At 55.7% G+C, this 14,507-nt stretch carries 11 protein-coding genes and 2 pseudogenes; 6 read left to right on the top strand and 7 right to left on the bottom strand.

What is annotated here, in order from left to right; all coding sequences use genetic code 11:
* Positions 1-174 precede the first annotated feature (174 nt).
* The 6 genes from LHW45_09020 (at position 175) to LHW45_09045 (ending at position 6,267) form a co-directional block, all read left to right on the top strand.
* The gene (locus LHW45_09020) at positions 175-390 is read left to right on the top strand and encodes a hypothetical protein (GenBank protein MCB5285714.1); all 216 of its coding nucleotides are present in this window, start codon (positions 175-177) and stop codon (positions 388-390) included.
* 150 nt (positions 391-540) lie between these two features.
* Positions 541-921: a hypothetical protein gene (locus LHW45_09025; GenBank protein ID MCB5285715.1), complete on the top strand. Its 381-nt coding sequence runs from the start codon at positions 541-543 to the stop codon at positions 919-921.
* Positions 922-938: 17 nt separating this feature from the next.
* Entirely contained in the window at positions 939-3,188 is a 2,250-nt protein-coding gene (locus LHW45_09030; protein MCB5285716.1) for a T9SS type A sorting domain-containing protein, read from the top strand.
* A 390-nt stretch (positions 3,189-3,578) separates the two neighbouring features.
* Positions 3,579-4,730 (top strand): alanine racemase, encoded by a 1,152-nt coding sequence (gene alr, locus LHW45_09035; GenBank protein ID MCB5285717.1) that lies wholly within the window; start codon positions 3,579-3,581, stop codon positions 4,728-4,730.
* Positions 4,731-4,741: 11 nt separating this feature from the next.
* Positions 4,742-5,191, top strand: coding sequence for a GNAT family N-acetyltransferase (locus tag LHW45_09040; GenBank protein ID MCB5285718.1), 450 nt, complete (start codon positions 4,742-4,744; stop codon positions 5,189-5,191).
* A gap of 2 nt (positions 5,192-5,193) precedes the next feature.
* The gene (locus tag LHW45_09045) at positions 5,194-6,267 is read left to right on the top strand and encodes an alanine racemase (GenBank protein MCB5285719.1); all 1,074 of its coding nucleotides are present in this window, start codon (positions 5,194-5,196) and stop codon (positions 6,265-6,267) included.
* Between the two features lie 947 nt (positions 6,268-7,214).
* Here LHW45_09045 and LHW45_09050 read toward each other — a convergent pair.
* The 7 genes and pseudogenes from LHW45_09050 to LHW45_09080 form a co-directional block, all read right to left on the bottom strand.
* A complete protein-coding gene (locus LHW45_09050) occupies positions 7,215-8,288 on the bottom strand; it encodes a formylglycine-generating enzyme family protein (GenBank protein ID MCB5285720.1) in 1,074 nt (357 codons plus the stop codon).
* A 553-nt stretch (positions 8,289-8,841) separates the two neighbouring features.
* Positions 8,842-9,027, bottom strand: a pseudogene (locus LHW45_09055) (ComEA family DNA-binding protein).
* A 183-nt stretch (positions 9,028-9,210) separates the two neighbouring features.
* Positions 9,211-9,570 (bottom strand): annotated as a pseudogene (locus LHW45_09060) (helix-hairpin-helix domain-containing protein).
* A 12-nt stretch (positions 9,571-9,582) separates the two neighbouring features.
* Positions 9,583-11,064, bottom strand: a complete 1,482-nt coding sequence (locus LHW45_09065) for a TlpA family protein disulfide reductase (GenBank protein ID MCB5285721.1) — start codon at positions 11,062-11,064, stop codon at positions 9,583-9,585.
* Positions 11,065-11,067: 3 nt separating this feature from the next.
* A complete protein-coding gene (locus LHW45_09070; protein MCB5285722.1) occupies positions 11,068-12,390 on the bottom strand; it encodes a T9SS type A sorting domain-containing protein in 1,323 nt (440 codons plus the stop codon).
* A 16-nt stretch (positions 12,391-12,406) separates the two neighbouring features.
* The gene (locus LHW45_09075; protein MCB5285723.1) at positions 12,407-13,912 is read right to left on the bottom strand and encodes a DUF6029 family protein; all 1,506 of its coding nucleotides are present in this window, start codon (positions 13,910-13,912) and stop codon (positions 12,407-12,409) included.
* Positions 13,894-14,499, bottom strand: coding sequence for a TlpA family protein disulfide reductase (locus tag LHW45_09080; GenBank protein MCB5285724.1), 606 nt, complete (start codon positions 14,497-14,499; stop codon positions 13,894-13,896). Before LHW45_09080 ends, LHW45_09075 begins: the two co-directional genes overlap by 19 nt.
* Between the last annotated feature and the right edge of the window lie 8 nt (positions 14,500-14,507).

Genomic DNA, 14,507 nt, shown 5'->3' on the forward strand with positions numbered 1-14,507 from the left:
GTTGAGTCATGATCGTCTCCTTGTCTGTTAGTTTTGTCAAAACCATCAAAACAAAGAGCGGGATCTGGCTCAACCTTTTTCTTCATCTGCCGTTACCTATTTTACACCAACCTTTGAGACGCTACCAGTCTTAGGATCTCCGTCTAATATATAAACGCTTTAAAAGGAGTTCGTATGTTAAAGAGATCGATGCTTGTCCTGGCAGTGCTGTTCGTCATCACGTTTCTGGTGGCTTCAGAGATTGATTACTCAGCGATAGACCCCCTCACGTTACCTGTGTATCTGGGTTCGTTAAACGACCCGGGAGTTGAGATCAGATATGAAGATTCCGAAGGTGAGTACATCATCATCGAAATTGGCGATATCATTTATGTATTCTATGCCCTGTAATGACCTGGGGCATATCTCAAATGTTGATTCTGACCCACAAACCAAGATAAAAGTGATAGAAAAAGAACAAATTGATGCTCTTGGTAAATGTATGGAGAGTCAAAAGGAATCATTAACAAAACAAATACTCAACTTACAATTGAAGAAAAAATGAAAAGCTACATACCCCTTAGGCAATTGCTCGTAATAATCATGCTATTTGCAGGAACAATGTTATCTGCGACAACAGTTTACGTAACAGTCAACGGAGTGTATCATAGCGAAGGAGACATAAGTGTTCGGGTCGTTGCTGCTGATATGTTTGGAACAAATGCCAATACCTCAAGATCACCAAGTGTTTACTGCTGCGGGCAGCAAATTATTACTTGGGAATATTTCCCTTTCAATAGTTGTAACGCAACTTTCACCGTTACTCAAGATGACCGTTCGGTAACTGTCTCTGGAGTCTATGTTTGGGATGAAATGCCTTGGACAAATGTAACTGTGACCTTACCTTCAATTCCTAACTTCCCACATAAGATGGAAAATTGAAAATGCAAGGAGGAATAGTGAAATACAGATTAAACTTGTGTTGGTATCTAAATATCATGCTATTTCTCCTTCTTTTATTGCTACACCCTGGCAATGTTGAAGGCATACAGACAACCGAGGTATCTCGCTTTGCGTTTACAACCCACGACTATTTATTATCCAGAGCGCCAGTCATAGATTATCCTTATGTCTATCTGCCTACTACATATGGATTCCAGGTTTCGGTGTGGGATAGCCTTTCAGGCAGCTTTACCGAGGTAGGAAACTATCCTGTGGATGGTATGACTGTGGAAATGGTGAAGAAGGATGATTATCTCTTTATTGCCGTGCTATATGATTTTTCTACCATTTTAGAACCTTCCTCAGGAGCATTATTTCGGGTAGATGTGTCTGATCCACTTTCGCCTCAAGCAGCTGGAGAAATCAGCGTGGGTGAGAATGGTTTGCGATACTTTCAACTACGTTTTGTGAACGGCATGCTCATCGCCAAGAGACAAGAAAATGGTCTTCTGACGGGATTGTCGGTGATTGATCCAAGTACGAATCAAGTCATTCAACACTATCCCGAATCTCTTTATTATGAATACATCGGAGGCAATTACATTATAACACGCGGTCCAACTGCCAGTGCGTTTACGATCATGTCCGTAACCTCAAGTGGTCTGCAGGTAGTAGGATCTATACCGCTGCCCTACTCCACGGGCATATTCCCGAGGTTCTTGTATATCGACAGTAACACTATAGCCACCCAAGATCATAACGCCTTGAAATTATGGCATGTCACGGCACCGGACAATTGGCAGGAAAGAGGTTCGATTGCAATTGGGCTTCATTACGCATCAGTTACGTATTGCAACAATTATTTGATCTTCAACACTGTCACAGCTCCGCTAAATATTTTCACCGTTTATGATATCTCAGATCTTGATAATCCTACAGAAGTACATTCCCAGGATTTCCCCGACGGATTGGAGAATAATCCATCAGGCGGAACACTGATCTCCTATGGCGATTATCTCTTTGCTTCCACCAATTGTTGGGGATGCGTAAACTTGAAAGTCCAGGACACAGGCATCATCGAATTCGTCTCAAAGTGCTTCAGATTCAATCAATTGTCGAGTGTCGGGCACAAATACGGACATTTTATACTGCAACCAGTCATGTATGATGGAATCGCCTGTTTTGATATCTCTGATCCCAGCCATCCAAACTATGAGTTCTCCATTCTCACAGACTATTATGGATGGATCGATCTGTGTGGTGATTATATGTTGGGCCAGTTTGGCGATGGAACAACAGCATCCCTCCGTGTTTACAACATAATTGACCTACAATCGCCTGTAATGATCTACAGCCTGCCAGTTTCAATGTATCATACTCTGTTCTTCAATTACACTGAACCGGGATACTTCTATGTGTTAAACAGCCAAACTGCCCATCTTTATAAGTATATGATTTGGGAAAACACTCCAAGCCTGGTGTTTGATTATCCTCTGGGTTTCAATCTGCTGTCTCCGGTATTTTCCCGGAATCTGCTATATATGTGTGAAGCCAATGCTGTTGGAAATGCTGATTTGTATGTGTTTGATGGAGTTGTCTCCAATGATCCCTTTCTTTCCCACATTGTTCCGGATCTTGTACCACCTCCCGGTTACGTTTTTTATGCAGGAAATTATCTCTTTCTGCGCAACCATTTGAATCCAGGCCAACCAGCAGGTTTCTTTAATCCTTTAGGTTCATTTCAAGTGGAAAACAACATCCGCTGGGGGCATTTTGGAGACTATGTGTGTGTCATCAGTGAATTAGGGATTATTTTTTACAATACCGAGGGATATCCAACTGGGTTCATTACGCCTGATTATTACCTGCCCCAAGGTTCATATACCGGCCATATCGAGAGTGACGATGCATACTTGTATTTCTTTGCGCAGGATAATGTCTCGATCTACTCATACACGACCACAGATAATGATGACCAGGTAGCTGTTCCGGAAATTAATAGGATAAGATGTTATCCAAACCCGGTAGTCGATGACCTCGTGATAGAGTTAAAAGGATTTGTGGAGCCTGATCAACCTATCCAAGTGTTCAATATCAAGGGGCAACTCATTAGGTTAATTTCAGTTGGGCAAAGAACAAGTGAAGGCTTTAGATTTGTCTGGGATGGCAAAGACAATGACGGTGATCGGGCATCATCTGGAGTATATTTTATCCGCCTGCAGGCTGAAGGGAGATCCTCAACTCATAAAGTGCTATTGATAAAGTAGGGACATAGGCAGTCAGGTGCATTACAGATAACTTGATACTGGATTTGCAGAAACCCTGATACTGGATTTGCAAAAACCCTGATACCGATTTGCAAAAAGGGTGATACTGGGGTCTCACCAAAACCGGCGATTTGCAACGAAAGTGATACTATTTGCAATTTCACTTGATACTCTATACCCCCCCCATATTTTAACAGGAGCCAAATTTATCCAGGATCAGAACCGCTTCCCAGGCGAGCCGGATTTTTTCCTTGACAAGGCCCAAATCCAGTCCAGCATTTAGATGTAGCATAGTTGAACAATCCGGTTTACAACTGCCGGGGGCCCTCCCCGGAGGCCGTTGTTCGAAAAGAATTTATCTGCCCTGCGGATACGAAAAAGGAGAGAGAGATGCTGTCTTCAAGCTGGATCGAGCTGGACGCGTCCGCGGTTGCCAAGAACATCAGATATCTAAAGAAGCGGATCGCCCCGGCCCAGTTTGTCTCAGTGATCAAGGGAAACGCCTACGGGCATGGGATCGAGCAGTTCGTCCCCCTGGCGGAGCGGGCTGGAGTGTCCTGCTTTGCGGTTTACGACGCCCGGGAGGCCCACACGGCCCTTCAGGTGAAATCCGAGCACAGCCGGCTCATCATCATGGGCATGCTGGACGAGGATCAGCTGGAATGGATCATCGGCAAGGGCGTGGAGTTTTACGTGTTCACGCCCCAGCGCCTCGCCGCGGCGGTGGAAGTGGCCAAAAAGCTCAAACGCAAGGCCCTGGTCCACCTGGAACTGGAAACCGGTATGCACCGCACCGGGATCGAGGAGGCTGAATTTCCCGAAGTGGTTGACCTGATCAGAAAGAACCGCCGCCACCTCTGCCTCAAGGGCATCTGCACCCATTACGCCGGAGCTGAAAGCGTGGCCAATTTCCTCCGCATCCAAAACCAGTATCAGGCCTTCCTCCGCCTCAAAAAAGAGCTGAAAAAGGCGGGGATAGTGGCTGAGGCCTACCACAGCGCCTGTTCCGCCGCCGCCCTCATCTATCCCCACACCATCATGGACATGGTGCGCTTCGGCATCGCCCAATACGGCTTCTGGCCCAGCATGGAAACCAAGATGAACAACCTGCTTTCGCCACAGGTGAAATTCACCCGCGACCCCCTCAAGACCGTGCTCTCCTGGAAAACCCGCGTAATGAGCGTGAAAGCCGTCGCGAAGGGGAATTTCATCAACTACGGGAATAGCTTCCTGAGCACCAAACCCATGAAGCTGGCCACCATTCCCGTGGGTTATCACCAGGGCTATGCCAAAAACCTCAGCCATTCCGGGCTGGTGCTGCTGCGCGGAAAACGCGCCCCCGTCGTGGGCTCCATCAACATGAACATGTTCATGGTGGACGTAAGCCACATCCACACCGTGGTTCCGGGCGACGAGGTGGTGCTGATCGGCAAACAGGGCGAGCTGTCCATCTCGGTGGCCTCCTTCGCGGAACTCACCAAGACGATGAACTACGAACTGCTGGCCCGCCTGCCCCAGCAGATTCCCAGAGTGGCCATTTAAAGGAGTAAATTATGACCAAGATAACAACCATACGCAACAAAGCGGAACTGGAGCTTTTCCTCCCCCAGGAACAGCTTGCCCAGTGGCTGCACATCAATCTGGACCAGTTCACGGACGCGGTGCCGGCCATTTCCAAGGCGGTGGATTACGCTTTTTCCGGCGAACCCGGCAAAGGTGGCTTCTTGTTGCTGGCCCACGAGGAGAAGGAACTGGCCGGAGCGCTGGTGATGAACGCCACCGGGATGGCTGGCTACGTGCCGGAATATTTGCTGGTCTATATCGCCGTGGGTCCGGAACACAGAGGCCAGGGAATCGGCGGAAAGCTGATCCAGAGAGCCTTGGAACTCTGCCAGGGCGAAGTGGCCCTGCACGTGGAATACGACAATCCGGCCTCCCGCCTCTACAAAAGGATGGGCTTCACCAGCAAATACGCCGAGATGCGCTGGACCAGGGAGGCCTGATCATGGCCCGGCTTACCATCCATCTGGACAAGATAGTGGCCAACATTGATAGAATCGACGCCCTGATGAGCGAGCACGGCAAAACCTGGTCCCTGGTGGTGAAGGTGCTGGGCAGCAACAGCCAGGCCCTGAGCGCCCTGCTCGCCCACCCCGTGGTCCGCCAAACCCATTCCCTGGCGGTTTCCCAGTGGCGCGTGCTGAAGCTGGTAAAGGAGATCGATCCCAGCCTCGTTACCCTCTACATCAAACCACCCGGCATCAGAAACGCCGGCAATGTGGTCAGATTCGCCGATATTTCCTTCAACAGCTCCTTCCTCACCCTCCAAGCCCTGGACAGGGCCGCGGGGAAAATCGGCCAAAAACACCGCGTGATCCTGATGGTGGAAATGGGCGAACTGCGTGAAGGGATCCACCGCGAAGGCCTGCTGGATTTCTACAAAAAGGTCTTCAAGCTCAAAAACATCGACATCATCGGCCTCGGAACCAATCTGGGCTGCATGACCGGAATCCAGCCAACCTATGACAAAATGCTCCAACTGGTTCTCTACCAGCAACTTCTGGAGGCCACGTTCAAACGCAAACTCGAGCTCGTCTCCGGCGCCAGTTCCATAACCCTGCCCCTGCTGGCTGAAAACAAGATCCCTCTCGGCGTCAACCACTTCCGCATCGGCGAAGCCGCCTTCCTGGGAACCTCACCTCTCAACGACAAACCCTTTCTGAACCTGATGACCGACACCTTCACCTTCGAGGCCAATATCGTGGAACTCTACCGCAAGGACAACACGCCGGACGGGATCCTCACCGACGCAAATGTGGGCGAAACCGGGGATTTTGCCACTGACACCAGTGTTCACGCCATCGTCGATTTCGGCGCCCTCGACGTTGACGCCAAAAAACTCATCCCCCACAACCCCGGCGTCCGCTTTTTCGGAAACAGCTCCGATCTCACCGTCTTCGACCTCGGCGAAAACCCCTCCCGCTACGAAACCGGTGACGTCCTAAAATTCAACCTCAAATACATGGCCGCCGCCCAACTCATGAACGCCCAGTTCGTGGACAAGATCGTCAAGGGCTGATCCGGAGGCGGAACCGGGCGCAGATTCCTTGTGCCGGGCTGGCCGGAGCTTTTCGGCAGCATGATCAGCAGGGTTTTATTGCCAGCCAGGCCTGAAAGTTAAGCGAAATTTTTATGGCTCTATTTAAAACCGGATGGGTTGAGGGGGATCGGCTGAATGTAGAACTTTCCACCGCCCTCTCCCGCTTCGTCATTCCGGGCGGTGAAGCTGGAGTCGGGCGAAACACGGGCATCGACTCCAGCAGAACATCCCCCGCCCCGCCTCAAACTACGTCATTCCGGACGCAGGTGCTTCAGCGCCGGAGATCCGGAATCCAGCCCTTGCGGGAATAGCCAGATTCGTTTCCAGGCCAGGGCGGAGTCGATACAGACGCGGTCTGTGACGACTCCCTCCAAATGCATTACCCGGAAGGTCTGGATTCCGGGACCCCGGGGGTTAAAACCCCCACCCCGGAATGACAGGGCGGGGCCATGTGGATGATATTGCTGGATTACGGATCCCTAAACAGGAATGACAGGAGGGACAACCCCGCTCGCAGGGTGAAGGACTATAGGCGGGGGTTTCAACCCCCGTAACCCTGAACCGCCCGAACCAACCCCTCGCAGAGGGGTGCAGGACTTCGATCCCTGATTCATCGGGGTATCAGCACAGGTGAGGGTCGATGAATCACCCCTCAAAGTCCCGCACCCGCGCGCAGGTTTTGGATTCGCCCCCGGCAAATCGGGTTACGGGGGTTGAAACCCCCGTCTATATTCCCTTACCGGTTAAAACCGCTTTCCATGACAGGGCGGGGCTGTGAGATTGGCGGTAAGGACGGTTTGGCTATTCCCGCGAGGCCTGGATTCTGTGACAGCGATCTGGAATGACGGACGCTCCGGCTCCGCTGGCACCGGGCGAACGGATGCCGGCGCCAGAAGACGGAACGGCTCTTTATCCCGTCCGGGGCGTCAGTGGGCGTCCCTCCCCACCCTGAACCCGAAGTCGCTTTCATAAGCCCCGGCGTAGGTTCCAAACCAGGACCAGACGTAACAGTAATCATAGGAGCTGTTGTAGCCGCCGCCGCTGCGACAGCGGTTGTGATAGCTGGTCCAGTCCCAATTCCATTCCCAGACGTTCCCGCTCATGTCGTGGAGCCCAAGCTCGTTGGGCGCTTTCTGCCCCACGGGATGTATGCCGCTGTAGCCATACCAGGCCACCGCGTTGATGTCGTTGCTGCCGCTGTAGGCATAGCCTTGCGAAAGCAGGCCTCCGCGGGCGGCGTATTCCCACTCGGCGTGGGTGAGCAGGCGATAGCCGTTGGCCAAAGTGTTCCAGTTGATGCAAGACTCCATCCAGCCGGTGTCATGCCAGGACCAGCCGTAATCGGGATCGTTCGGCCAGGTCGAGTAGGCGGTTCCGTAATTGACACCCCCCAGGGTGAAATAGTAACAGGGTTCCAAGCCCTCGGCCACGCTGCGGGCGTTGCAATACATGATGGTGTCCAGCCAGCTGAGGTCCCGGCGCGGGAAAGTGTCGCCGCTGCCACCCAACACGTAGTAGTTCCAGGAATCCGTGGTAACCTCGTATTTGCCGATGTAGAAGGTCCCCACGGTAATCCCCGCCGTCGAGCCTCCCTCCACCAAAGCCAGGTCCGGGGGGATGGACACCGCGGGATCGTGAGTGAGGTAAAAGAAGCCAGCGGTTTCCAGGGGAAGGTCGAATTGGCTGTAGCTGGCGGGAAGGAGTAGAACCCTGGTCCAGGCGGGATCCCCGGGCGCCGCCGGAGTGTCCGCGCGATAGATGTTCACGGTTCCCTCCGCGCCGGTGACGGGAGACCAACTCAGGCGGAGCTTGCCCCCAGCGGTGATCTGCGCCATAACGTTCTGGGGCGGATCGGTGCGCTGGCCGCTTTCCGCCTGGGGAAGAAGGACCTCAGAAACCTTGCCCTCACCAACCTGCCAGGCTTTGGCCGGTAGGTTCTCGCCGCTCAGTCCCAGAGCCAGGGACCAAAAGATCACAAACAAAACCAAGGCTGTTTTCATGGAAGACTCCTCAAAATTTTTTTGCTGAATTTCTGAATTACAAGGTTAGCGTCAAGTTATTTTTTTGCCGTTTTCGGGCGGCTTTGTGGTTTTTTTTCAACGGGTTTGTGTAATTAACCCAGAGGTTGTGCAGGCTTCGAGGGAGGAATGAGCATCTCCAACAGTAGGATAAAACAGGAGATGAAATTCAAAACCTCTCCTGTAATAATGCTCGCGGCGCTGACTGGGCTCCAGGTTACCTCCGCTGGGTTTCAAGATATCGCTAAAACACTCCGGAAACTGGCTCGGGAATGAGCCTGAAATCGTGCTTAGGGAGATTGTGGGAAGCGGGGGAACCACAAAGCTAATGGAAAAGTCCGTTATGTGTGGGCGATATGGGTGTTTAACGGATTGAAGCCATTCCACAGTATAGGGATCATGACCAACAGGGGCGACCGCCGTCCTCGTCGGTCAAGATCAGCGAGATTTTCAACAGTGATCTATGTGGCTCCTGTTTAAGTGGGGAGGGTTGCAGTTCCTGGCCATGGCATGGCAGACACGGCCATAGCGGGGATCAGACCCTGAGGCGATGCCGGATATTGGCGAGGGTTTTAGCGCCAATACCCTTGACCTTGGTGATGTCGTCGACGCTTTGAAACCTGCCGTTTTGGGAGCGGTAATCGATTATGGCTTTAGCTTTTACCTCTCCGATGCCGGGCAGGGTGCAGAGTTCGGCCAGGCCAGCGGTGTTGAGGTTGACCACGTTGGTGAGTTGGCTTTTGGGGACGGGTTTTTCCTCGCGGGAAGGGGTTTGGGATGAAGACGCAGAAGCGCCGGGAGCGGTGAGATTGTTGGGCGCGGGCTCAAGCAGGCCGATGGTGGTCATGGAATTGGGATCCACGGCGGCTTCCGGGGTGAACTGGGGTGAGCCGAAGGGGAGGAGGGAGGGCAGCATTTTGGCCAGGGTTTTGGGGCCGATGCCCTTGATCTGGAGGAGGTCGTCGGTGCTGTTGAAGGGGTGTTGGGCGCGGTGGGAAATGATGTCCTGGGCGCGTTTGGCGCCGATACCGGGCAGGAGCATGAGTTCTTCCTGGGAGGCGGTGCGGATGTCGATCTGGACTGGTTTGTCCACCTCCGCGGCCACGGTGAGGAGTTCCGGGGCGGCGAGTTCGCTTTGGAGGACAGGGGCGAGGGTGGGAACGGTCTTAAGCTGGCCGGCCAGGAACCCCAGCAGGGCCAGGGCGGCCAAAACAATGAGGGCGCGCTGTTCCCGGGGAGTGAGATAGGGATTCGGACGCCGCATCAGACCTCCTTGTCAGCGACGCAATTCCTCCACCCAGACGGAGAGGGTTTCCTCCAGAACGGGGCTGAAGCCGCTTTGGGTGAAGGCGATGTTGCCCTGTTTGTCAATGGCGCAAAGCCAGGGGATGCCGGAGAAGCCGTAGGCCCGGGGCAGTTCGTTGTCGCCCAGGAGGAGCTTCATGCCGTAGCTGTTTTTGCTGAAGTGGTCGATCACATTGGGTAGTTCGGAGGGGCTTTCCCAAACGTTGATGGAGATCAGCGCGACGTCTTCCGAGGAGTTCCGCTCCAGCCAGGAATCGAGCTTGGGCAGGGTTTTGAGGCAGGGCGAGCACCAGAGGGCCCAGAAATCGAGGATGACGATCTTGCCGCGGAGGTCTTCGAGGCGGGTCAGGTTGCCCTCGGGATCGGGCAATTCCCAGAGAGGGGCGGGACGGGAGACCTTTTCCGCGATGATCCGGGCCTTGCGTTCGGCCCTGGCCTGTTCCCAGTTGGCGGCGGCAAGGGCCATCACCTCCGGATGGCGGGGCAGGGTTGACAGGGGGGCATAATCCGGATTGTCCAGGGCCTCCGGATAGGTGATGACGCCGGCGGCCAAAGCGCCTTCCAGAAGGTTGAGCGCGGTTTCCGGTTCGGACAGCCCCAAATGCATCAGAAGGCGGTTTTGCAGCGTCTTGTCATTGGACTGGAGGTCCGGGTTCTGCTGCAGGAAGGAACGCATTTTTGCCCAGTCTTTGGCGGTCCTGAGGGCTTCCAGATAGGAATACTGGTAGTAGGCAAGGCTGTCGGCGGCGGGAACCTCGCCCCTGGCGATAAGGCGTGAGATCAGGCGCGGATAGAGGGCCTCGAAGGGGCGGACGCGGCCGGTGGCGGCGATGAACTCGATGACGTGGCGGAAATTGGCCTCGATGGCGGCCGGGTCGAAGAGTTGGAGGAGCTGGGCCTCGGCCTGGTCGTTCTCGCTTTGGGAGGCGTGGTGGTGGAAGAGGGCGAGGCGGAGATAGTCGTCCAGGGGCCAGGTTTGCAGGCCCTGGAGGAGGAGGGCGCGGTCGGAGGCAAGGCTGGCCATGATGTCCGCGCGCAGGGAATCCGGGGCGGAGGCATCCTGCAGGATTTGGGAATAGGTGTTGCTGAAGAGGCGGTAGCCCCAGTAGAAAGAGGGTTCCCGGGCGATCAGGGCACGGCCTCCGGCCAGTTGGGTGCCGGGGTCGGTCTGTCCGCGCAGCCAGAGGTATTCATACTCCGGGCGGTCCGGATGGGCGACGTATTGCTGGCCAAACCATTCCCCGCAGCCGGCGGGATCGACCTGCATCCAGTAATTCTGCAGCTGGCGAAGGTCATCCAGGTCGGTGAGGCGGTCGCGGTAACTGGCGATCACCTCCAGGGCCTGTTCAGCGTTTTGGGTGGAGCTCAGGGCAGTTTCGAACTCTTTGCCCAAGGGCGAGGCCAGCAGCGGGAAAGCGGCCAAAACCAGCAGCAGGACGAGCAATCTTTGCATGGTTTACTTCAGCAGCAGCATCCGGCGGGGCGGCGCGGAGGCGTCCTTGAGGCGGTAAAGATAGATCCCGGAAGGCAGCCCGGACGGGGCCTGCCAGTCGATCCGATGAGAGCCGGGACCGAGGTTTTGGACGGGGGTTTCCGCGATGAGGCGGCCTTTGGCGTCGAAAACCTGGATACTGGCGGGGCCGCTTTTGGCCGCCGTCACCTGGAAGGCGGTGGAGCCCCGGAAGGGGTTGGGGCTGTTGCTTTCGAGGCGCAGGGCGGGCTGCAGCAGTTGATCGGAGACGGAGGTGCTGGTCTGCAAGACGAAGGGGATGGTGAAGGTGCCAAGGTTGGGCGAGCTGATCTCATAGTGGAAGGTGGCGGTGCCGGGCGAACCGACCCAGAGGTTGAGATGAAATTCCTTGCTGTCGCCGGAGCCAAGCACCAGGGGCAGAGGCTGGTCGCCGGGATAGCAGCCGCCGATCTCGTCGCAATAGTTGAAAAACCAGTCCGCGGGAGCGTCGTCGGGCAGCAACAGCACCTGCATGGTGTCGAAGGAGCCGGTGTTGAAGATGGCAAGCGTTTCCGAGCTGAACAGGGTGTTCGGCGCGGCGCTGAGCCCGGCCGGGTCCCAGGGTATGGCGGCGCGGATGTTGTAGGTGGGCAGCGGCAGGGTGGAGGCGCTTTGTAATATCTGGTGTACATCGGTCTGGACGGCGGCGATGGCCCAGAGGTTGGCCTGGTTCCAGCCAGGGTCGATGGCAAAACTGTCCGTGAACACCACCGGATCGCCGGATCCGGGCAGGTTGATGGTTTGGTATTTGATCTGGCGGGTGACGTTGGTTTCTGTTCCCACGTTGTCCTCCACCAGCATCAGAGCGAGGGTCTGGCCGCTGATGTCCACGTTGGGGTCCAGCAGCCAGGCAGAAACGGAGATAGCACCGCTAGCGGGGGTGAAGGAAGTGATCTGGAGTTTCACTGGCGCGGCCTGGAAGCGTTTGGCGGCCACGGTTTGGGCGTACACAGCCTCCGTCTGGGCGCCCACCAGGGCTTCGTTGCCATTGAAGACAACGGTGGGCACGCTGGTGGCGTTGTGCCAGGCGAAGCGGTCCTCAACGCTGGGGCTGCTGAGCGCGCCGGAGTTGTGGTAAAGCCGGGCGGCGATCAATTCACCCCGGTGGGTGGCGGCCAGCACATTGGCCAGACTGGCCAGGGCGGTGTTGCTGGGGGCGTTGCCCTGCAGCACGCAGGATTCCGCGATGGTGGTAAGCGGATAGTAGGTTGGATTGGCGGCCAGGGCGGCGGCCAACAGCAGAAGCAGCATAACTAGTGGTCTTTTCATCGTGGTTTCCTATGGTTTAAAATCTGGTGGCGAGTTCCAAACGGACCCCGGAGAAGGGGGCCACATAGCGGCAGACGCCGTTGCGGCAGACCTTGCCCCCGGCTTCCTTGCCGGCGAAGAGGACGAGGTCGCTGTCCGCGAGGATGGGATATTTTAGCTCAACGCTGGGCCAGTAGTGGCTTTGCAGGATAGAGGAGAAATCGTTCCACCAGCTTTGCGCGCCCAGCGAAAGGCTGAGTTTGCCCAAGCTGAGGTCGGCCTGGAGGCGGGGTTCGTAGTGGCTGGCCTCCACATATTCGTTCTGGACAGTGTCCAGCACCAGCTTTTCCACGGTCTTGAACTCGCCGGAGAGCACCAGTCCCGTTTTGCCGGCGGGGAAGCTGACCACGAAGGCGGGATAGGCCTCTTTTTGCCAGTGGCGCAGGGCGCTGTCCACCTTTTCGATGTGGCTGTAGGATAGCGTGGCGGCGGTGGCCCCGCTTTGCCAGTCCAGCCCGGCGTAGGCGTCGTTCATCTGTTTTTCCCGGGCTTGGTCCCAGGCTTCGGCGTAGTCCAGGTTCAGGCTCAGGGACTGGCCGAGGGCGATGTTGGTCCAGGCCTGGAAGCCGCGTTCATCGGTGCCGGAGGCCAGGTCGTCGGCCAGGGTCTCGTTGTGGTGGTTGGCCAGGGGAATGTCCTGGACGCGGTTGCGGTAGCTGAAGTTGTCGTAATGTTTGTAGGCGCCGCCCAACTGCACGGGCCCGAAATAGGCGGAGGCGGTGGTGAAAACGGCCAGGCCGTTCAGCATCCCCGCCACAAGTTTGTCGTCCCTGGAAGCCCCTTCCACGGATATCTCAAACTGGTCCTGGATCAGTTTGGCCCTGGCGCCCAGGATGTCGTCCTGTTTGTAGGAAGATCCCTGCAGGGTCTGCATGCCCACAAAGGAGGCGCCGAGGCTGAGGGATTCCAGATGAGGAAAGTTGATGGACTCTAAAAATGGAATGAGGGGTTCCAGAATGGGGTATTCCGCGTCCGCGCCGTAGGCCAGGTCCAGCCTGCCGAGGGAGGTGGGGCTGGGCAGGGCGCTGTAGAGGGCCTTGAGGCGGAGTTTGTCGTCATAGCGGAATTTGAATCCGGTCACGCGGTGGTCTTCGTCCAGCTCAAGATCCTGATAGCTGCGGAAGATGAGCCCGGAGCCGAAGCTTTCCTCGATGGTGCCGGCGTGGATGAGGTAAGCATCCCGGGTGTAGGAGGCGTAAAGCTCCTTCCAGCCAAGGCTGAGGCGGTCCGGGTCAAGCTCTTCCAGCAGTTCGGATTGGTTGGTGCTGTATTTGGGCAGTTCGGCGATGAATTTCATCCCGAAGCTGAAGTTCTTGTAGCCGAGGCTGAAGCCGAAGGAATTCTGGAAATATACGTGCAGCGAATCCGGCACACTGCGGTAGATGAGGCTGGCCTCGTTGAGCCCGTTGAGCAGGGGCGCGCTCTGGGCCGCCAAGCCGCAAACCAGCAGCAGCGCCGCCAGGATCAGTGGCAGTTTTCGCATGGCGATTTAGGGGTTTGAACCGGGTTGAGCTTCTGCTCGGGAGCGGCCTTTTCCTCGCAATCGCAATCTTCGCAGGGCTCTTCGCAATCGCAGTCACTGCCCTTTTCAGCCTCGATCCCCAGCAGGGAGCGGACCTTGATCTCATAATCCTGTTCGTCTCCGGCCACGAAGCCCTTGTGCTCCAGCACGATCTCGCCGGCCTTGTCCAGGATGAAGGTGTGGGGCGGCTCGGTGACGTTGAGCTTTTTGGCCAGGGTCTGGTCCGGGTCGAAGAGGGATACGAACTTGAAGTTCTTGCCCTTGAGGTAGTTTTTGGCTTTGGTCTGGGCTTTGGGGGCGTCGATGGAGACCAGGACCACGGTGAGGCTGTCATATTTTTGGGCGAGGGCGTCCAGGGCGGGCATGGCCTGTTTGCAGGGCTGGCAGTAATCCGCCCAGAAATCTATGATCACGGGGCCGCGGCCCAGTAGCTCGGCGAGGGTGACGTTTTGGTTGCTTGCGTTGGGAAGGCGGAATTCCGGCATGGGCTCGGCCACAAGACTGCCTGCCAGCAGGAGCAAGATTATCACTAAGATTTGGCATTTCATGTTTGTAT

It is taken from the genome of Candidatus Cloacimonadota bacterium, from assembly GCA_020532085.1.
Lineage (GTDB): Bacteria > Cloacimonadota > Cloacimonadia > Cloacimonadales > Cloacimonadaceae > Syntrophosphaera.